This window comes from Neptuniibacter halophilus (assembly GCF_030295765.1).
Classification (GTDB): Bacteria; Pseudomonadota; Gammaproteobacteria; order Pseudomonadales; family Balneatricaceae; genus Neptuniibacter; species Neptuniibacter halophilus.
In genome coordinates, this window is sequence record NZ_AP027292.1 from 538221 (window position 1) to 558419 (window position 20199).

The 20199-nt window shown below is 51.5% G+C and carries 15 protein-coding genes; 6 read left to right on the top strand and 9 right to left on the bottom strand.

What is annotated here, in order from left to right; genetic code table 11:
• The first annotated feature begins 342 nt into the window (after window positions 1–342).
• Both QUD59_RS02485 and QUD59_RS02490 read left to right on the top strand, forming a co-directional pair.
• Window positions 343–2328, top strand: coding sequence for an autotransporter family protein (locus QUD59_RS02485; RefSeq protein ID WP_286239368.1), 1986 nt, complete (start codon window positions 343–345; stop codon window positions 2326–2328).
• Window positions 2329–2334: 6 nt separating this feature from the next.
• A complete protein-coding gene (locus QUD59_RS02490) occupies window positions 2335–3252 on the top strand; it encodes an alpha/beta fold hydrolase (protein ID WP_286239369.1) in 918 nt (305 codons plus the stop codon).
• Window positions 3253–3332: 80 nt separating this feature from the next.
• Here the strand turns inward: QUD59_RS02490 and QUD59_RS02495 are convergent, their stop codons facing one another.
• From QUD59_RS02495 to bamJ, 3 genes are all read right to left on the bottom strand, one after another.
• Complete coding sequence (locus QUD59_RS02495; protein WP_286239370.1) at window positions 3333–5117, bottom strand: HD domain-containing phosphohydrolase; 1785 nt, start codon at window positions 5115–5117, stop codon at window positions 3333–3335.
• A 128-nt stretch (window positions 5118–5245) separates the two neighbouring features.
• Complete coding sequence (locus tag QUD59_RS02500) at window positions 5246–6529, bottom strand: M18 family aminopeptidase (RefSeq protein WP_286239371.1); 1284 nt, start codon at window positions 6527–6529, stop codon at window positions 5246–5248.
• A 19-nt stretch (window positions 6530–6548) separates the two neighbouring features.
• Window positions 6549–7064, bottom strand: coding sequence for a BamJ family beta-barrel-assembly machinery protein (gene bamJ, locus QUD59_RS02505; protein WP_286239372.1), 516 nt, complete (start codon window positions 7062–7064; stop codon window positions 6549–6551).
• A 159-nt stretch (window positions 7065–7223) separates the two neighbouring features.
• On the opposite strand from bamJ, the gene QUD59_RS02510 reads away from it, so the two are divergent.
• The 4 genes from QUD59_RS02510 (at window position 7224) to amt (ending at window position 15235) form a co-directional block, all read left to right on the top strand.
• A complete protein-coding gene (locus QUD59_RS02510; protein ID WP_286239373.1) occupies window positions 7224–9314 on the top strand; it encodes a carboxy terminal-processing peptidase in 2091 nt (696 codons plus the stop codon).
• A 30-nt stretch (window positions 9315–9344) separates the two neighbouring features.
• The gene (locus QUD59_RS02515; protein WP_286239374.1) at window positions 9345–10124 is read left to right on the top strand and encodes a hypothetical protein; all 780 of its coding nucleotides are present in this window, start codon (window positions 9345–9347) and stop codon (window positions 10122–10124) included.
• 194 nt (window positions 10125–10318) lie between these two features.
• Window positions 10319–11998, top strand: a complete 1680-nt coding sequence (rpsA, locus tag QUD59_RS02520; RefSeq protein WP_286239375.1) for a 30S ribosomal protein S1 — start codon at window positions 10319–10321, stop codon at window positions 11996–11998.
• A gap of 156 nt (window positions 11999–12154) precedes the next feature.
• A complete protein-coding gene (gene amt / locus QUD59_RS02525) occupies window positions 12155–15235 on the top strand; it encodes an ammonium transporter (RefSeq protein WP_286239376.1) in 3081 nt (1026 codons plus the stop codon).
• A 2-nt stretch (window positions 15236–15237) separates the two neighbouring features.
• On the opposite strand, the gene QUD59_RS02530 is transcribed toward amt, so the two are convergent.
• Genes QUD59_RS02530 through dnaX form a run of 6 tightly spaced genes read right to left on the bottom strand, consistent with a single transcriptional unit; the run spans window position 15238 to window position 20183 of the window.
• A complete protein-coding gene (locus QUD59_RS02530; RefSeq protein WP_286239377.1) occupies window positions 15238–15678 on the bottom strand; it encodes a YcgN family cysteine cluster protein in 441 nt (146 codons plus the stop codon).
• Window positions 15679–15966 carry a YcgL domain-containing protein gene (locus QUD59_RS02535; protein WP_286239378.1) on the bottom strand — a complete coding sequence of 96 codons (288 nt, stop codon included), beginning with the start codon at window positions 15964–15966 and terminating at the stop codon, window positions 15679–15681.
• 12 nt (window positions 15967–15978) lie between these two features.
• Window positions 15979–17163 (bottom strand): ribonuclease D, encoded by a 1185-nt coding sequence (rnd, locus tag QUD59_RS02540; protein ID WP_286239380.1) that lies wholly within the window; start codon window positions 17161–17163, stop codon window positions 15979–15981.
• A gap of 7 nt (window positions 17164–17170) precedes the next feature.
• On the bottom strand, window positions 17171–17770 hold the full coding sequence (recR, locus tag QUD59_RS02545; protein WP_286239382.1) for a recombination mediator RecR: 600 nt from the start codon (window positions 17768–17770) through the stop codon (window positions 17171–17173).
• Between the two features lie 3 nt (window positions 17771–17773).
• Window positions 17774–18100, bottom strand: a complete 327-nt coding sequence (locus QUD59_RS02550) for a YbaB/EbfC family nucleoid-associated protein (protein WP_286239383.1) — start codon at window positions 18098–18100, stop codon at window positions 17774–17776.
• A 13-nt stretch (window positions 18101–18113) separates the two neighbouring features.
• Window positions 18114–20183 (bottom strand): DNA polymerase III subunit gamma/tau, encoded by a 2070-nt coding sequence (gene dnaX, locus QUD59_RS02555; protein WP_286239384.1) that lies wholly within the window; start codon window positions 20181–20183, stop codon window positions 18114–18116.
• Window positions 20184–20199: the final 16 nt, after the last annotated feature.

A 20199-nucleotide genomic window follows, 5' to 3' on the forward strand; every position in this document is an offset into this window, starting at 1 on the left:
CACCCAATATCTGATCAGCGCAAAACGATCGCTAAGACAAGACTGCTGTCATAGACAGAGAGTTGGAGGCGTTTCAGTGACCCATGGTCAGTCATCAGAAAAGCAAAGCATGAATTGCTTCATACCCAGGGACCCAATCGGATATTCCATAAGCAATCCCCATGAAACAGCAACAAACATCGCCCTAAAAGTTTTATTCTCGAAAATACTCACTTGTGTTTAAATAATGCCCCCGGACTCCCACGTTTTAACAAAAAATCGAAATATTTGTTTGAACGTCAGGGGTATTCAATTTTCATTGAAAATACTTTTATCCGATCATAAGACAAGGAAGAGAAAGGCATGAAAAATAGCAGTAGAAGTTTTCATAAAAGCCCAGCATTCAAAAGAACAGCCCTATCCATCGCTGTCATGTTGAACTGCAGTGCCGCCTTAGCTGCTCCTGCCCCCATTACTTTATCTGGCGACTATATAAAAATTGGAACCAACCATTATGGTACTTTGGGTTCAATTGGTAACACATCACCAGGGATTCTGTATGACAATTCAGGTACAGGCACCTTTAACACCGCATATGACTACTTAACCCCTGGAACCCCTTTTGAGGGTTTCTATATACGCTCCACGGAGTCATCGACGACTTACAATACGGGGGCCAATAATTCAGGTGGCTTATTAGCAGGACTTTCATATTCTTCATTCACTGACACATCATCAGGTACAACCAATAGCGTTAGCTGGACAGGCTCATACGATCCAGGCTCTGGCAAACTGTTTGATATCACCAACGATGTTAGCTTTGAAGACGGGGATAAAATAGTCAAAGTAGTGACTACAATCACAGCCACTAAAGATTTGAGTGACCTGTATTTCTTAAGAGTTACAGACCCTGATGCACGGGCAGAACCAGGAGATAGCACAGCGACCACAAACATTCGCGGGAATGATTCGGTTGATGGGACAAATCTGGTTTATGCTGAAGCCCTGTCAAGTAAGTATATTATCGGCTATTACAGTAATGCCGCTTCTGGAGTTAACACCGGCGTCAGTAGCGCCTGGAGTACTGACCCGACATATTACTACGCTGGCAATACCAGTGGAGATGGCGACTATACCATCGGTATGGCTTTTTACGATGATAGCGTACTCACGGGCGATACTGTTGTATTCACCTATTACTACATTTTTGGCTCTGACATCTCTGCGGCTGTAGAGGCCGTTGGAGGATTAAGTGTATTGAATTCAGCAACCCTGGAGAGCAACTCTCCGGCTTTTGGCGCAGCCAATGTAATTGATAACAATGCCTCCCTGCTATCCGTTTTCACAGGAGCCGGACTCAGTGGGGATCAAGAGATTTCGGATGCAGCCAGCCAAACTCTACCTCTGTTGACTGGTTCCTCTACCATCGCAACAACAGCCGCCTTGAATGGTATAAACCGGGTGATTCAGGCTCGAATTGACTCCAATCTGGGTCTGTCTTCCGGTGATGGATTTATCCGGGACCAATATATCTGGGTCAAACCATTCGGTTCATGGGTTGATCAGGATAACCGCGATGGTATTGCAGGATTTGACGCAAACACCTATGGTCTGGCCGCTGGCTTTGACGGTCTGATACATGATAACTATCGTCTGGGTTTAGCCTTTGCCTACGCCGAATCAGATGTTGATAGTAAATCTTCAGTTGCACCGCAGCACCTGGAAACAGAAGTTTATCAATTAGTAGGTTATGGCAGCTATAGCCTGGATGCTCAGACAGATATTAACTTCCAGGTAGATGTGGGCCATAACAGCAATAAAGGAAAAAGAACTATTGCTTTCACTTCCACTGTTGCTGATGCAGATTACAATAGTTTAAGCGCTCATGCAGGTATCGGGATTGGCAGGACTCTGGAAATAAATGAAAGTACATCTTTCACTCCCTCCATAAGAGCAGATTACACATGGATCAAGGATGACAGTTACAGCGAAACGGGCGCAGGTGTACTTAATTTAAATGTTGATCAACGCAGCACAAGAGAGTTACTGATCGGCTTGCATGGTAAATTTGCGAATCAATTAAATAAGAACACAGCACTTACTGCCAATTTGGGTGTTTCCTATGACCTGCATAATGGCCCATCCAGTATCACCTCATCATTTGCCGGAGCCCCTTCTGCCTCCTTCGTAACCTACGGCATTGATCCTAATCCATGGCGGGCACACGCAGGTTTCGGCTTTGTTTATGCGCTTGAAAACGGAACAGAGATAAATGCCCGTTACGATGCCGATTATCAGAATGACTTCCTTAATCAGACTGCCAGCGTTAAATTCCGCTGGATGTTTTAACATCTGATGCCTATGGGAGTAAACCGCCAAAGCCTTATCGCTTTGGCGGTTACTTTGCTGCCCAGGACTAAGTTAGGGTCACTACTGCAGTTTACGGCAGTACTTTTTTCCGTCTGCTACTTAACTGCATGCTCTCCTGTTCCAAGCCATTCTTCACGCTTTTCGCACGCTTCTACCATAACAGAAGAAGCAGGTTGGACTTCGGAACTAATCAATACATCTATTCATTCTGTAAGAATCTTCAGGCCTGCAAAACCTGACTTCAACAAACAAATCACAATATTTATTGAAGGTGACGGGTTGGCCTGGCTCTCCCGAGATCGGCCTTCATTAAACCCCACACCAATCAACCCAATCGGATTGAAATTGGCACTTAGCCATCCCGACAGCAACGCTATTTATATAGCCCGACCCTGTCAGTATACAGATCTAAACAGATGTAAAATCAGTGATTGGACCAAGGGACGCTTTTCAAGCAGTATCGTTGCTGCAGTCAATGAAGCAATATCTGTCATTAAAGATCGCCTCGGGTCTGAATCATTAATACTGGTTGGTTACTCCGGAGGAGGAGCGATTGCGACACTGATTGCAGCCGGACGTGATGATGTTAAAAAACTTATTACCGTTGGCGGCAATCTGGACCATGCGATATGGACTCAGCATCATCGCATATCTCCCCTTACAGACTCCCTGAACCCTATAAAATTCGTAGATAATCTAAAAGATATTCCGCAATGGCATTTTGTAGGCAGCAACGATCAAATTGTCCCCCCCTATGTATCTGAAAGTTATAAAAGTGCATTTGGCAAATCTGATCATATTCAAGTCATATTAGTTGAACATACAAATCATTATTGTTGCTGGGAGCGACTATGGGGGAATTTGTGGCTACAAGCTAACAATAAAACAATAAATATCGACTAAGAAACCACACACGCAGAAAGCTATTCAACTTCACCGGAAGGCACGAACAGATGAGCAGCGCAGGTAATTATTTCGTGTAGTCAGGACATGCCTGAATCGGAGAAACGAACCCTGATCTGCCAGAACTCATCGGCAACAGATTCAAAGGCCTCAAGAACGCGGGGATCAAACTGACCGGTGCTTTCATGCAAGAGAATATGCTCAGCTTTCTCCCGGCTGAAGGCCTCCTTGTAAACACGCTTCGACACCAGTGCATCATACACATCCACCAGCGCCATTATTCGGGCAGTCAGCGGAATCGCTTCACCACTCAACCCTTTCGGATAACCGCTACCATCCCACTTTTCATGGTGATAATGAGCGATATCCCGGGCGCAGTGGAGGAACGTCATCGCTCCGGTACGCCCGGAATAATGACTGAGTGTATTAATCGCCTCCTCAATGGCATTACTGCCCAGTGTGGTATGCGTTTTCATCACCTCAAACTCATCCGCATTAAGTTTTTCCGGCTTATGCAGAATCGCATCCGGAATACCCACTTTACCGATATCATGCAGCGGGGCTGAGCGATAGATCTGCTCCACAAGCTTGTCGCTTAACTGCTCAGCGAAATCCGGATGCTGCCGGAGCTTATTTGCCAGCACCCGGGCATAACGCTGCGTCCTGCGAATATGCTGCCCGGTTTCGTTATCCCGGGTTTCTGCCAGAGTCGCCAGGCTGAGAATAGTTGCCTCGCGGGTGGCTTCCAGTTCACGGGTACGCTGCTCCACCTTCTCTTCCAGATGGTGGTTCAACTTACGCAATCCCTCTTCTGCCCGATTTTTTCCTGCCGTAGCGCGCGCCCAGTACCAGAGCAGGACAGACCCCAACGGATATGCCACCAGTAACGGATAAAGATAAGCCAGATGCTGTTTAAAGAAACTGAGACCCAACTGATTCTCAGCGTTAATCACCACCAGCTTCCAGGTTTTCAATCGATGGGCGGATCGGGATTTTTGCTGGGCAGCGGATATATTCAGGCTGATAAAATTAATCCGCCCCTGATGACTGTCAAAAACGCCCTGATCCGCAAGCTGAAGCTGCCGCCAGATCTCGGGGTATTGCGTATCGAACCGATCCTGACTGCCATACATAAAACCCCAGGGTTTAGCCCCTGCCCCGGTATCATAGAGCCAGTGACCATCAGCATTCAGCAACATAACCCTGCCCGCCTGCCCGCGAAAACTATTGTTCAGGCTGTTCAGAATCACATCGCCAAAATAATTCAGCACCACAACGGCACTGACCTGACCCGTTTCATCAAACAACGGCATGGAAAACCGGATCATCGGTTTTATCGGCTGCTCAATCTGCCCATTTTCAACATTCAGATCAAAACGCGAGATGAATACCTGCCCCGGTTGCAGAGCAAGACTTTCACGAAAATAGTAACGATCTGATTTATCCTGCAAATCCTCAGGGGCCACCGAATAAGGTCGCCCACGATTAAAATTAACCCTCACCTCCTCCCTTCCCTGAGGAGATAAAAGGCGCATCTGATCGTAACGTTTATGACTGGAAGACATACTCAGGAAAAGATCAGCAACCATCTTCTGATGAGTCAGATGAGGGTCATTCATAAAGTTTTGCGTCACCGGATTACCGGCAATAAAACGCAGGTCTGCCAGTGCGGTATTAAAATCTTCGTATATGTGATTTGAGGTGAGACGAAAAGAAGAGCGCACCTGCTCATCCAGCTTCTCCACCTGAAACTGGTAAAGCAGATAGAACGCCAGATAGATGACTGCGAATCCCGCTACAGACAGCGGTACCCAGGCGAACCAGAAATTGAGTTGTGCGGAATGTCCTTTTCCAGGCTGTATCATTGACAGTCCCCGGCACTATTGCAACAGATAACAGTTCAGCACTATTCTGCTGGCAAAGCGACTACAATAAACCACAGCCACGGGTTAAACGGGGCCTTTTCGTCCAACAGAAAGGCCCCGGATAAAAGTCAGACCTGCGCCTCACGGTAGAACCGGGTCAGCACTTTGCAAAGGTGACGTACATCCTCAACCCCTGCCATCTCCCGGATCGAGTGCATTGCAAACTGCGGCACACCAATATCCAGCGTCCGCACGCCCAGCTCGGCGGAGGTAATCGGACCAATCGTACTGCCACAACCCATATCACTGCGCACAACAAATGCCTGCACCGGTACCTCCTCCAGACGCGCCAGATCACGGAATAGCGCACTGGTCTCACTGTTCGTTGCATAACGCTGGTTGGCATTCAGTTTGATAACCGGCCCCGCATTCAGTAATGGCCCATGATTGGCATCATGCTTATCCGCAAAATTCGGGTGGATACCATGGGCATTATCGGCCGAAATCATGACCGAACGGCTCAGCATCCGGTTACGTGCCTCAGCATCAGGCATCAGCCGCTCCAGCACCTGCTTCAGCATAGGCCCCTGAGCACCGGCTGCGCTCATGCTGCCCACCTCTTCATGGTCATTACAAACCAGCAGGGTCGCGTATTCAGAATCAGCTTCAAGCAGAGAAGACAACCCCATATAGCAGCTAAGCAGATTATCCAGCCGTGCAGAGGTCAGAAATTCCTGATTCAACCCAACAAGGCCCGGAGGCTGGGTATCGTAGAGAGAGATCTCATAATCGAGTACCTGATCCAGATCCTCTACCCCCTCCGCCTGCAGTTGCTGTTTCAGTATCTGCCTGAATTCAGCTTTGCTCTCTCCCTGCCCTAAAATAACCGGCAGGTAGGTTTGCGCATTAATCGCGCGACTATTATTGGCTTCACGGTCAAGATGAATAGCGAGACTTGGGATAACTGCGACCGGCCGCTGAAAATTCAACAGCGCCTGCTTACGCTCTCCTTTTGCAGACAGATAATCAACTCGACCGGCCATCGACAGATCACGGTCAAACCAGGGATTGAGCAATACACCGCCATAAACTTCCACACCAAGCTGCTGGTAACCCTGACGATGCAGGTCCGGCTGGGGTTTTACCTTCAGACAAGGCGAGTCCGTATGCGCTCCGACCATACGTACACCGGTTTCTTCCAGAGGCGCTGCTTTTGGCAGAGTCCAGGCAACTACGGAGGAGCCGTTCCGCAGGGTAAAATAGCGCCCCCCAGCCTGAGTCTGCCAGCGATCCTCTTCAGCCAACTGAATAAAACCGGCTGCACGAAGACGCCCGGCCATCTCAGCAACCGCATGATAAGGGGTCGGTGATGCAGACAGGAATGCCTGCAGGTCAGCAATTAAATCAGCCATCTTTACCTTGCTCCTTTGCTTATTCAGCGGCAGTAAAATCGATCAGTTCCACCTTAAAGATCAGAGTGGAGTTAGCAGGAATATCCTCACTTGGGCTGGTTGCACCATAGGCCAGTTCAGGTGGGATATACAGCATCCAGACATCGCCTCGCTTCATCATCGAGACGCCCTCCGTCCAGCCCTTGATCACCCGATTGAGAGGAAAGGTGGTGGGTTTGCCACGCTTATAGGAGCTGTCAAAGACATGCCCGTCTGTCCGCATACCTTCGTAATGAACGGTCACCTGATCACTGACCGCTGGTGAATCACCGTCGCCGCTGGCCAATACCTTGTACTGCAGGCCACTCGGCGTGGTTACCACACCCTCAGCTTTGGCATTATCAGCCATGAAGGCATCACCCGCTTTACGCACCTCATCATTCAAGGCCTTCTCGATCAACTCCTGACGAAATGCCTCTTTCTCTGCATCTTCACCACAGCCGGAAATTGCTGCGGTCATCACCAGCAGCGCCAACAGCCCAAACCCTGTTTTCATAATTCTTTCCAATCTCAATTTATATCTGCAAAAGGTTAGCAACCAATTGATTTTACAACAGTGCGGCGCATGTCTACACTGCTACAGTCGGGATTGGGGGAACTCTCTCCCCGATATCCTGTCCTAGTTGAACCAAGAGCGTTAGATAAGACTTAAATTATGCACAGATCCCTGCTGAAGCCGCTGTTTATTACCGCTTTTTCCCTTCTTCTCCCGGTCAGTTCCCATGCAGTTGTCTCCCAACTGGAATCGGAACCTGTGCATAAGGAAACCCTGCTCGAGATTACTCAGGCCCTTAAACTGGGACACTACAACCGGATCAACGTTGATGATGCGCTCTCCGGCAAGATTCTGGATCAGTATCTGAAAGACCTGGACCCGGCACGCAGTTACTTCTACAAAAGCGATGTTGATGAGTTCGAACAATATCGCACCACGCTGGACGACAAAATTAAAGCCGGTGACCTGACAGAGGCCTACCGCATCTTTAACCGCTTTCAGGAGCGAATGGAAGACCGCCTGGAATTCACCATCTCCGAACTCGAAAACGGTAAAGAGTTCGACTTTGACAAAGAAGAGAGCCTGAATACCGATCGCGAAAACGCCCCCTGGATTACCAACCGGGAGGAGATGGATCAACTCTGGGATCGCCGCCTGAAAAGCGCCCTGTTAAATTTGAAGCTGGCCGACAAAAGCCTGGAAGAAGCCCGTGAAGTTCTGATTAAGCGCTATAAAAACCAGCTTAACCGGGCACAACAGGTCAACAGCGAAGACGTATTCCAGACCTTTGCCAACGCTTTCACTAAACAGTACGATCCCCACACCCAGTATTTTTCCCCGCGTAAATCTGAAAACTTCAAAATTAATATGAGCCTTTCTCTGGAAGGGATTGGTGCCGTACTGAAAAGTGAAAACGAGTTCACCCAGATTGTCCGGCTGGTTCCGGCAGGTCCGGCTGACAAAACCGGCCAACTAAAAGCCAGTGACCGGATTATTGGTGTCGGCCAAGGGGAAGAAGGAGAAATTGAAGACGTGATCGGCTGGCGCCTAGATGAGGTTGTCGATCTGATCCGCGGCCCCAAAGGCACCACCGTTCGCCTCGAAGTTAAAAGCTCCGAACGTGAAGACACACCCTCCAGGATCGTCAAAATTGTCCGTAACAAAGTTGAACTGGAGGAGCAATCCGCGCAGAAACGGATTCTCGACGTGGAGCATCTGGGCCGCCAGTTCCGCCTTGGCGTGATAGAGATTCCCGCTTTCTACATTGACTTTGCCGCCCTGCAGCGTGGTGATGAAGATTATAAAAGTACCTCCCGTGATGTGGAGAAGCTGGTTAAAGAGCTGAAACAGGAAAATATTGATGGTCTGATCATCGACCTGCGCAATAACGGCGGCGGCTCCCTGCGTGAAGCGAATGACACGGTAGGACTGTTTATCAAACATGGCCCGACCGTACAGATCAAAGACTCCACCGGCCGTGTAGAAGTGCTGCGCGACCGCGACCCTAAAGCGATCTACGTCGGCCCCATGGCTGTACTGGTTAACCGCCTGTCTGCTTCTGCATCGGAAATTTTTGCCGGTGCAATTCAGGACTATAACCGCGGTATCGTGCTCGGCGGCCAGACATTTGGTAAAGGCACAGTACAGACACTGCTCCCCCTGAACCACGGCCAGTTAAAACTGACCCACGCCAAGTTCTACCGGATTAATGGCGACAGCACGCAGAACCGGGGCGTACACCCGGACATCAGTTTCCCGACCCTATATGATCCCGAGATCATCGGTGAGAGCGCACTTGAGCAGGCACTTTCCTGGGATGCGGTCCGCTCAGCCCCACACGGCAGCTATCCAAGTCTGGATCCTGTTCTGGAGCACATCCTGCAACGCTACCAAAACCGTACCCTTACCGATCCTGACTTCGTCTACATGCGCGAGCAGGTTGATCACCTGAGCGAAGCCCGCAAAGAGAGCGGCCTGATCCCTCTGCGTGAAAGCACCCTGAAACAGGAACGTGATGCCGCAGAACAGTGGCAGGTTGATGCCGAAAACCGCCGTCGCAGCCAGAAACAGCTCCCCCCGATCAGCTCCCTGACTGAGCTCGAAGAGGAGCTGGAGAAAGACGCTCAGGGGCGGCCGATCAACCCGGAAGAGGAAGCGATGCTGGTTGAGAGTGGCCGGATATTGATGGACACCCTGTTTATGCAACTGCAATACTCTGCAGCCGAAGCGGAAGAAACACCGCAAAACTGATTCAGTGGAATAAGCACAGGGAATACCGGCATGCAGGCCAAGAAACTGATTATCCTCCTTATTGTTATCCCCGTCGTGCTGGCGATCCTCGGGATTGGCGGCTACTTCGCCTATAACGAGATGCAGGGCCAGCACGAACAGAACCTGAAAGATCTGGAGAAATTTGGCTTTACGGTTATCCCCACAACCGTGTATTCAGAGTCCACCGGCGAGCTGGGAACCAAGCAGTTGCCGGCAACCTTTGCCGAAACCAAGCTGACCCCCACCCAGAAGGTAATTAAAGGCCTGATGGCGGATAACGAACAGCTCATTGCCGACAAAGAGATGCTCAACCAGCAGATCGATGCTCTGAAAGCCGAGATAGCCGCACTGGAAGAGTATAAAAAGCTGAATGAGCACTTCGCCCCGCTGAGTATCATCGAGGAGATCGCCGCCGTTGAAAAACAACTTAAAGAGCTGCTGATCAACATGCCGGATGCACGCAGGTTCTCCAATCTGCAGATTGAAGCGATGTCCGCGGCAGCGGCCAACGAATACCGTAAGTTTATCGGCGGTAAGCGCCTGATTCTGTCAACGGTGGAGCGTGAAGATCTGGTTAAAACCTATATGCCGGAGTTCTCGTTCTGTATTGGCGACGGTATCGACATTGCAGCCAACTCCCCTCGTGAAGAGCGCCTGATCACTACCTATTTCCGCAAACAGGACAGCACCCTCCTGCCGGGCGACCTGAAAGCCGATCTGGAAGTGATCAGCAAGCCCTGCCAGACCGCACTCTACGAACGACTGGCAGACTACGACAGACCCTTCTGACCTGCATAAAAATCATGCAAAACCACTGTAACCGCGGTGGTTTTACTGTATAATGCGCGCTCATTTTCTATTGAATTGGGCGCTACACCGGTCACAGCTCCCTCTTTAAATACTTAAACTGACCCTGTAAGTCCGGTATTACAGGCTGTGCTGTTCTCGGTTCCGGGTAACAGCCCTACTATAGGACACATTCAATGAGCGAAAGCTTTGCTGATCTGTTTGAAGAATCCCTTCAGTCTCTGGACATGACCCCTGGTAAACTGGTAATCGGTGAAGTTGTCGATATCGACAGCGACTGGGTTACTGTTCACGCAGGTCTGAAATCCGAAGCAATCATCCCGCGTTCTCAGTTCCTGAACGATGCAAACGAACTGGAAATCAAAATCGGTGACGACGTTAAAGTTGCACTGGAAGCGGTTGAAGATGGCTTTGGTGAGACTCGCCTGTCTCGCGAAAAAGCGAAACGCGCTGAAGCATGGGAAGTTCTGCAGACTAAATTTGAAGCTGAAGAAACTGTTAAAGGTTACATCAGCGGCAAAGTTAAAGGCGGCTTCACCGTTAGCATCAACAACATTCAGGGCTTCCTGCCAGGCTCTCTGGTAGACGTTCGCCCGGTTCGCGATGTTGACCACCTGGAAGGCAAAGAGCTGGAATTCAAACTGATCAAGCTGGATCCTAAGCGTAACAACATCGTTGTTTCTCGCCGTGCGGTTCTGCAGGAAGCTAACAGCGCTCAGCGTGATGAGCTGCTGGCTACCCTGGAAGAAGGTCAGGAAGTTAAAGGTTTCGTTAAGAACCTGACTAACTATGGTGCATTCATCGATCTGGGTGGTGTTGACGGCCTGCTGCACATCACTGACATGGCCTGGAAACGTATCTCTCACCCATCTGAGATGCTGAACCCAGGTGACGAGATCACTGTTAAGATCATCAAGTTCGACAAAGAATCTGGTCGTATCTCTCTGGGTCTGAAACAGCTGTCTCTGGATCCATGGTCTCTGATCAAAGAACGTTACCCGGCTGGCAGCCAGTGCCAGGCGCGTATCACTAACCTGACTGACTACGGCTGCTTCGCTTCTATCGAAGACGGCGTTGAAGGTCTGGTACACGTTTCTGAAATGTCCTGGACTAACAAAAACATCCACCCATCTAAAGTTGTTCAGATTGGTGATGAAGTAGAAGTTATGATCCTGGACGTTGATGAAGAGCGTCGTCGTATCTCCCTGGGTATCAAGCAGTGCACTGCTAACCCATGGGTAACTTTCGCTGAGCAGTTCGCTGCGGGCGACAAAGTAACAGGTACTATCAAGACTATCACTGACTTCGGTATCTTCGTAGGTCTGCAGGACGAGCTGGACGGTCTGGTTCACATGTCCGACATCACCTGGGAAGCTGATGCTGAAGCAGCACTGCGCCAGTTCAAGAAAGGCGAAGAAGTTGAAGCAGTTATCCTGTCTATCGACGCTGAGAAAGAGCGTATCTCTCTAGGCATCAAACAGCTTGAAAGCGATCCGTTCGCTGAATACGCTGCAGCAAACGACAAAGGCTCTATCGTAACCGGTAAAGTAACTTCTGTTGACGCTAAAGCGGCTGTAGTTGAGCTGGCAGAAGGCATCGAAGGTACTCTGAAAGTATCTGAGATCTCTGTTGACCGCGTAGAAGACGCTTCTTCTGTACTGAACGTTGGTGACGAAGTTGAAGCTAAGATCGTTACTCTGGATCGTCGCAACCGCGTGATCAACCTGTCTATCAAAGCGAAAGAACAGGCTGAAGAGAAAGCAGCGATCTCTGCTGTACGTAACGCTGAAGTTGAAGTATCCGGCCCGACTACTATCGGTGACCTGATCAAAGCTCAGCTGGACAACCAGAAGTAATCACTTCCTGTCCTGACTGAAAAAGCCGCAATCTCCGGATTGCGGCTTTTTTGTTTCTGCCCCCGGCCAGAATAAAAAGGCACACTTTTTGCTCAACCTTTAGTGACAGACGCGGGTCCATTCGGGCCAGCGGCAACCCTGAAGGTCGAGGTAAGGATGCTTGATTATCTGTGGCTGATCATCTCTGCCCTGCTGGTTTTTCTCATGCAGGCAGGCTTTCTTTGCCTCGAAAGCGGCAGAATTCGCAGTAAAAACAGCATCAACGTTGCTGCCAAGAACATCTCTGACTTTATCCTCTCCATTGCCATTTTCTGGCTGATTGGCTTCGGCCTGATGTTTGGCGACAGTGTCGCAGGCCTGATGGGCAGTAACCAATTTCTCTTCGGCGACGACGCCAGCGCCTTTCAACTCTGCTTCTTTTTGTTTCAGATGATGTTCTGCGGCACTGCCGCAACGCTCACTTCTGGTGCAACCGCTGAAAGAATGACCTTTAATGGCTATATTCTGGTCACCGCCATACTCTGTATTTTCATCTACCCGCTGGTCGGACACTGGAGCTGGGCCAGCCTCTATAATCCCGAAAATTCAGGCTGGCTGGAAAGCCTCGGCTTTATCGATTTCGCCGGCGCTACCGTAGTTCACTCAGTCGGGAGCTGGATCGCTCTGGCGGCAGTTCTGGTGATCGGCCCGCGGATCGGCCGCTACCAGAATAAAACCCGCTTCCCTTCCGGCAACAACCTGCCAATGGCCACCATGGGCACACTGCTGATCTGGCTCGGCTGGTTTGGTTTTAATGGCGGCAGCGCAATACACCTGACCGGGCAAGTCCCGACTATCCTGCTCAACACCTGTCTGGCCGCTGTCTGGGGCGGATTTATTGCCTCCAGCCTGCACTATCTGAAACAGCAGTTTATCGATGTCAGCTACATCCTCAACGGCATCATCGCCGGTCTGGTCAGTATCACTGCCGCCTGTCATGCAGTTTCCCCCACCTCCGCCAGCGTGATAGGCATGATCGCAGGCGTGATTCTCTATTATGGCAGCGGACTGATTGAACGCTTAAAAGTCGATGACGCCCTTTACGTGATTCCAGCCCATCTTTTTGCCGGTATCTGGGGCACCCTCGCCTTCGCCCTGTTCAGCCAGCCGGAGCATCTCAGCCCGGGCCTGAGCCGCGGCGAACAGTTTGCTATCCAGTTGTTCGCGGTTGTGGTAACAGGCCTCTACAGTTTCGGCCTCAGCTACCTGCTTTTACGTCTGGTAAACCACTACCTCCCACTGCGGGTGACGCCTAAAGACGAAATCAAAGGCTTAAACATCACGGAGCATCGCGCATCGACTGAGCTGATCGATCTGCTCAGCGATATGGAGCAACAACAGAATCAGGGAAGATTTTCGACGCCGGTCAAGGAGGAGCCGTTTACCGAGGTCGGTCAGATCGCCAAAAAGTACAACGAGGTAATCGAGCGGATCAATCAGGAGATCCATGAACGGGACAACGCCATTGGCCAGTATCAGGCCAGCGAACGCCGCAAAGGCGCAATCCTTGATTCATCGATGGATTGCATTATCTCCATCGACTGGCAGGGCCAGGTCATCGAGTTTAACTCGGCCTCAGAACGCACCCTTGGCTGCCTGAAAAAACATATTCAGGGGAAACGCTTTGTCGATTTTTTTGTCATCAAACAGGACCGTGCGCAGTTCAGTCACAGCCTGGAACAGTTTTTCAGCGCAGCCAGCGGACCTGTGCTTAACCGACGCAACCGCCTGACCCTCAGACGCATTTCAGGGCATCAGTTCCCGGCCGAGGTCACCATTACCAGCACCCGGATGGACGAGGAATCACGCACCGAGTTCACCCTGCATATACGCGACGTAACCCGGGATCAGAAGCTGCAGTCCCGCCTCACGTTTCTGGCTTACAAAGATCCCCTCACCCGGCTTTCCAACCGTGCACATCTGATGAAAAAACTCGATCAGGAGATTCAGATTGCCCGCAACACTCAGCAGATGATCGCCCTACTATTTATGGATCTGGACCAGTTTAAAAAGATTAACGACACACTGGGTCATAAAGCCGGCGATGAGCTGCTTTGCGAGGTGGCACGCCGGCTCAGCTCCGTCTCCCGCCCCGGCGACATTATTGCCCGCTGGGGCGGTGATGAGTTTATTGTTGTGATCTGCGGCAACCTGCACCCGCAACTGATCCGGGATAAAGCCCAGAACATACTGGATATTATGCGCCTTCCGGTTGAGCTGGCATCGAAGCAGTTCAACATACCCGCCAGCATCGGGGTTGCGGTCTCTGAAAATGGCGAAACCGAAGCCGACCAACTGATTCAGGAAGCCGATATTGCCATGTATACCGCCAAACTGAACGGGCGGGATAACTATCAGGTCTTCGAACCCTACATGGCTGAGCATACCACCAAGGCCGTCAACTACGAGCGCATGATCAAACGCGCCCTGCAGGAGCAACAGTTCCATCTGGTGTACCAGCCAAAAGTACTTCAGCCCGGCAATCGTATCGTCGCGTTTGAGGCACTGATCCGCTGGAACCATCCACAGAAGGGCCCCCTGTCACCGGCGGAATTTATCCCTGTCGCTGAAGAGAGCAATCTGATTATCCAGTTAGGCGAGCTGGTCATCAGCGAATCTCTCAGGCAGTTGGCTGACTGGCGCGCTCAACACCTTCCTCTGATGCCAATCTCCGTGAATATATCCGGCCGCCACCTGATCTCAGATGATCTGCTACCGTTTATCAAACAGCAGCTCAGCCTTTATTCGATACCCGGCAGACTACTGGAGATTGAGATCACCGAAGGGGTGCTGATTCAGGATGTAGAGCGCTGCATTGAAGTAATGGAACAACTCAAGCAGTTACACATCAGCATCTCTATTGATGACTTCGGTACCGGCTACTCCTCCCTTAACTACCTGAAGCGGCTGCCACTGGACATTCTCAAGATCGACCAGTCATTTGTTGAGGAGTGTGCCAGCAAAGAGGAGGATGGTGAGATCTGCGCCACCATTATTAATCTGGCCCGAAGCCTGAATCTGGAAACCGTTGCGGAGGGCGTGGAAACTCAGGCACAACTGGACACCCTGCTGACACTGGGCTGTCAGATATTTCAGGGCTATTATTTCTATAAGCCACTGCAGGCGGACGAGATTCCCCCGCTGCTGCAGCCTGAAGCGTTGAGCTGCCCCGGCGATGGGCAACTCAGTACCGGATAAAGTTATTCGAGCACGTAGTCGATGTAGTCTTCTACTTCGATCTCGTTATCTTTCACTTCATACCAGTTAAGAACAGAGGCGCCGGATTCGATCACACTCTTCTGGTCACCGCTGATCAGAGGGTGCCATTCCGGCAGATCCTTCCCTTCATGAATCAGGCGATAAGCACAGGTAGGCGGCAGCCAGTGGAAGGCATCCACATCCTGAGGACGCAGCTTAACGCAGTCCGGTACCAGCTTGCAGCGATCTTCATAGCGGGTACAGCGACAGGTTTCAAAATCGAGCAGATGACAGACCACCGAGGTGTAGAACACCTCCTGTGTGTCTTCATCCTCAAGCTTATGCAAACAACACAAAGCGCAGCCGTCACACAGAGACTCCCACTCGGTGGGCGTCATCTCCTGCAGCGACTTACTGCGCCAGAATACTTCCTGAGCTGACACTTAGCGTACACCTGTTTCAGGACGATCCTGATGCAGATCCAGCAGGTAATCCTCTTTCGGTGGCGGCATCTGCAGGAAGTAACCTTTGTTTTCGATCTCTTCCAGCACTTTATCCGTATCCACACGCGCCAGTTTGCGCTGTGAAGTCAGCGGGATATCCATAACATGTCTGGGCTTACCAAACATTTCCAGCAGTGCTTCCGGCACCTGGCTCAACTGGTCACGCTTATCCACATACAGATACATCTCATCCTTCCGCGGACTCAGATAAACAGAGCAAATTTTCATAGGTACAGCACCTTAAGTTCTAAGTTTTTCAATTCGTTCCAGTTCGGCAAGCAACGCTTCGCCAATCAGCTCCTGACGCCAGGCCGACATTTCCTGTGGCAGGACATATTCACCACACTCAAGGCCCGAGCGAATTAACGCCTCCAGCTCTTTACGTCGCAACAGAATCTCCGGCGCAATATCCAGTGCTTCAGCTTTGTTGCGGGCGATCGCCTTGAGCTTTTTCAGATGCTTGTTCCAGAAAAAGTGCAACGGCCCCGGAATCGGCTCCGGCGGATAAGTATCCGCACTGCGCTGACTCTCCTTAAGGAACCCCAGAATGGTCTCACCATCCTGACGCAAAATACGCTTTTTGACCTCATCCAGACGGGACAGATCAGCCATACTCTGCGGCCAACGCTCAATAATCTGCAACAACGCCTGATTGCGCAAAATCCGGTTACGCGGCACATCCCGAACCCGCGCCTCACGCTCACGCCAGGCGGTCAGGTCACGCAGCGCCGCGATCTTGTGCTCAGGAATACGCCACATCTGCGAGAAACGCTTATAGTAATCATAGCCTTCCGGATCATCTTCGCGAGCCACCGCCAGTAAAGCGTCATTTTCCTGCTCTGCCCAGTGGTACTGGCCACGCTGTTCCAGCGCCGCCTGCTGCATGGCATAGATCGCTGGCAGATAAGCCACATCCAGTGCAGCGTACTTCTCCTGACTATCCGTCAGGGGACGCTGCAGCCAGTCAGAGGTAGTTTCATGCTTAGCCAGCTCAACTCCAAGTTTCTGCTCCAGCATCCGCTGCAGCCCCATCGAGAAGCCCCAGCCCAGAAGTGCCGCCGCGATCTGCGTATCAAACAACGGCTCCGGTAAAACATCCAGCATCTTGATAAACAGCTCAAGATCCTCACTGGAGGCGTGCATCAGTTTAAGCACTGAGGAATCGGTAAACAGCGTTTTAAGCGGCGTAAAATCGTCGATTTCAAGCGGGTCAATCAGGTAACAGGCACGATCATCGGCAACCTGAATCAGCCCCGGAATCGGGTAGAAGGTTTCTACCCGCTGGAACTCGGTGTCCAGCGCAATCAGCGGCAAACGACGCCACTGCTCACAATACTCTGCCAGTTGTGCGCTGCTGGTAATCCACTGTGGCTGTTCCGCCGAGGCTTCCAACACCTGCCATTGATATTCCGCTGAATTGCTCATCCAAACCTCAAAGCAGTGAACGACGCCCCGCCAGCGCATGCGCCAGGGTGCCACCATCCACAAATTCCAGTTCCCCGCCTACAGGTACACCGTGGGCGATACGGCTCACCTTGATCCCAAGATCCTTCACCTGAGCCGCAATAAAGTGTGACGTTGCTTCGCCTTCGACCGTCGGGTTAGTCGCCAGAATAAGCTCTTTAACCTCGGTTGTTTTGATCAGCTCAAGTAACTGATCAATACCCAGATCTTCAGGACCGATACCATCAATCGGCGAGAGGTGCCCTGATAGAACAAAGTAACGCCCGTTGTAGCCGCCGGTCTGCTCGACCGCCAGTACATCAATCGGCGATTCCAGCACACAGAGCAGAGAGGCATCACGCCCATCAGAAGCACAGATATCGCAGATGTCAGCTTCAGACAGGGTTCGGCACTGGCGACAATGACCGATTTCAGCCACCGCCTTTGTTAACGCTTCGGCAAGGTCCAGAGCGCCACGCTCATCCCGCTCCAGCAGATGAAAAGCCATCCGCTGAGCGGACTTAGGGCCTACCCCGGGCAGACAACGCAACGATGTAATCAGTTGCTGAATTAAAGGACTGAACGACATCGATCAGAACGGCATATTGAAACCGGGAGGCATGCCCATGCCGCCGGTGACTTCAGCCATTTTTTCCTGGGTGTAGCTTTCGATTTTACGCACCGCATCGTTAACCGCTGCAGCGATCAGATCTTCGAGGATCTCTTTATCTTCTTCCATCAGGCTGTCATCAATGCTGATGCTTTTCACATCATGACGACCATTCATCACGACTTTGACCAGACCCGCACCGGATTCACCGGTCTGTTCAGCTTTAGCGATCTGTTCCTGGGCTTTCTGCAGATTTTCCTGCATTTTCTGGGCCTGTTTCATCAGGTTACCCATTCCACCTTTCATCATTTCTTACCTCTAATTAATCAACAGGCAACACAGATGAGAGCTCAATCTGTGCATCAAATTGTTGTTGCAGCAACTGTACGGTTGCATCGTTGCGGATCGACTCCACGGCTTCAGCGTGGCGCTCCTCCCGCTTGCGGTTCATATACTGGGCCGGCGTTTCCTGTTGCTGGGGCGCCTGAATAAAGTCTACCTGAACCGGATTACCGAAATAATCAGCCAGTGCCGCACAGATCCGCTCACGCTGTACTTCGTTGAGCATGGTGTGCTGCTCTTTTGTGTAATGCAGAGCGATGCCGCTGCCACTTACCTGCTCCAGCGAGAGGTTAGTTGCCAGACTCTCGGTCATCCCGGTCAGCCCCATACTTCGGCTGATATGTACCCAGTGTTCCGGCTGAACTTCTGCCAGATTGCGCGGGCACGGAAGAATTTCAACCTCTGTTTTGGCGACCTGAATCGAGCGATCGAGTCGCGGCGCACTGACCGGCGCCGTCTCGGGTACCACCTGAGACTCCTGATGAGATTCAGACGGCGGCTCCTGATGAGATTCAGCAGACGGATAACCGGAGTCAGTATAAGCCCCGCTGTAATCATCACTGGCGGGAGGAATATCAGCTTCATCCCAGGGCGGAGCGTCTTGCTCGCCCTGTACTGGCAACGCTTCAGGCTTTTTTGCGCGATTTACCCCGGCTTCCGGTGGCGTATTGGCCTCATAGCCATTCTGCATCACTTGTGCAGGCTGGGCCATTAAAGCCGGTGCGGGTTCCGGCGCAGGCGCCGCAGCTACCGCAGCGGGTGGGGATAGATTTTCAGCCGGGGCAGCCTCAACCCGGGCAGCCTCAATTTGAGGAGCCTCAACCGGGGCAGTGGGAGGCTGAGCAGCTTCATGCCCAGCCAGTGCAGGTGCAGGTGCAGGTGCAGGTGCAGGTGCATCAATAGTATGCGCAGCGGGTGATACACTCTCAGGCGGGTTCGTTAAACTGGTTTGCCGCGGTTTGGCACCCGCCGGACGGAACGCCAGCATGCGCAACAGAACCATTTCCAGACCTTCACGAGGATCAGGCACAAACGGCAGATCCTTGCGCCCCATCAGCGCCACCTGATAGTAAAGCTGAACATCTTCAGCGCTGAGCTGAGCGGCCAGTTCACTGATCTGAATCTGGTCTCCCATGCTGTTGTCCACCGCATCAGGCAGCGCCTGCGCAACGGCAATACGGTGCAGAACACTGATCAGATCCGCCAGCACGGTATTGTAGTCCGGCGAGAACTGGGCCAGATCAGTCACCGCCGCCATCAGGCCACGGGCATCACCGGCTGCCAGACAATTCAGCATCTGATAAACCAGACGCTGATCGATAGTTCCGAGCATCGCCCGGACATCCGCTTCATTGATCTCGCCGGCACCAAAGGCTATCGCCTGATCGGTGAGACTCATCGCATCACGCATTGAACCATCTGCCGAACGGGCCAGCAGCCACAGCGCTGGCTCCTCAAAACGGATCTGCTCTTCACCCAGTACGTGAGTCAGATGGCTGACTATCCGTTCCGGTATCAGGTTTTTGAGATTAAACTGCAGGCAACGTGAGAGAATCGTAATCGGCAGCTTCTGCGGATCGGTTGTCGCCAGCAGAAACTTAACATGCGGGGGTGGCTCCTCCAGCGTTTTCAGCAGCGCATTGAAGGAATGGGTTGAGAGCATGTGAACCTCGTCAATGAGGTAAACCTTGTAGCGGCCGTGAGTCGGTGCATACTGCACGTTCTCCATCAGCTCGCGGGTGTCTTCAACCTTGGTACGTGACGCTGCATCCACCTCAATCAGATCGACAAAACGGCCTTCTGCAATCTCCGTGCAGGCCGAGCAGACACCACAAGGGGTGGAGGACACGCCCTTCTCACAGTTAAGCGATTTGGCAAACAGACGTGCGATTGAGGTTTTACCTACACCACGGGTCCCGGTAAACAGGTAAGCATGGTGCAGCCGGTCATCATCGAGGGCGTTTACCAGTGCCTTCAGCACATGCTCCTGACCAACCATCTCCTGAAATTTTGCCGGACGCCACTTACGCGCCAGAACCTGATAGCTCATCTGTAATCTGCTTCTA

What these genes read in the sequence shown, in the direction of transcription:
- QUD59_RS02485 (WP_286239368.1), top strand. Translation starts at nt 343, where the DNA reads ATGAAAAATAGCAGTAGAAGTTTTCATAAAAGCCCAGCATTCAAAAGA.
- QUD59_RS02490 (WP_286239369.1), top strand. Translation starts at nt 2,335, where the DNA reads ATGCCTATGGGAGTAAACCGCCAAAGCCTTATCGCTTTGGCGGTTACT.
- QUD59_RS02495 (WP_286239370.1), bottom strand. Translation starts at nt 5,117, where the DNA reads ATGATACAGCCTGGAAAAGGACATTCCGCACAACTCAATTTCTGGTTC.
- QUD59_RS02500 (WP_286239371.1), bottom strand. Translation starts at nt 6,529, where the DNA reads ATGGCTGATTTAATTGCTGACCTGCAGGCATTCCTGTCTGCATCACCG.
- bamJ (WP_286239372.1), bottom strand. Translation starts at nt 7,064, where the DNA reads ATGAAAACAGGGTTTGGGCTGTTGGCGCTGCTGGTGATGACCGCAGCA.
- QUD59_RS02510 (WP_286239373.1), top strand. Translation starts at nt 7,224, where the DNA reads ATGCACAGATCCCTGCTGAAGCCGCTGTTTATTACCGCTTTTTCCCTT.
- QUD59_RS02515 (WP_286239374.1), top strand. Translation starts at nt 9,345, where the DNA reads ATGCAGGCCAAGAAACTGATTATCCTCCTTATTGTTATCCCCGTCGTG.
- rpsA (WP_286239375.1), top strand. Translation starts at nt 10,319, where the DNA reads ATGAGCGAAAGCTTTGCTGATCTGTTTGAAGAATCCCTTCAGTCTCTG.
- amt (WP_286239376.1), top strand. Translation starts at nt 12,155, where the DNA reads ATGCTTGATTATCTGTGGCTGATCATCTCTGCCCTGCTGGTTTTTCTC.
- QUD59_RS02535 (WP_286239378.1), bottom strand. Translation starts at nt 15,966, where the DNA reads ATGAAAATTTGCTCTGTTTATCTGAGTCCGCGGAAGGATGAGATGTAT.
- rnd (WP_286239380.1), bottom strand. Translation starts at nt 17,163, where the DNA reads ATGAGCAATTCAGCGGAATATCAATGGCAGGTGTTGGAAGCCTCGGCG.
- recR (WP_286239382.1), bottom strand. Translation starts at nt 17,770, where the DNA reads ATGTCGTTCAGTCCTTTAATTCAGCAACTGATTACATCGTTGCGTTGT.
- QUD59_RS02550 (WP_286239383.1), bottom strand. Translation starts at nt 18,100, where the DNA reads ATGATGAAAGGTGGAATGGGTAACCTGATGAAACAGGCCCAGAAAATG.
- dnaX (WP_286239384.1), bottom strand. Translation starts at nt 20,183, where the DNA reads ATGAGCTATCAGGTTCTGGCGCGTAAGTGGCGTCCGGCAAAATTTCAG.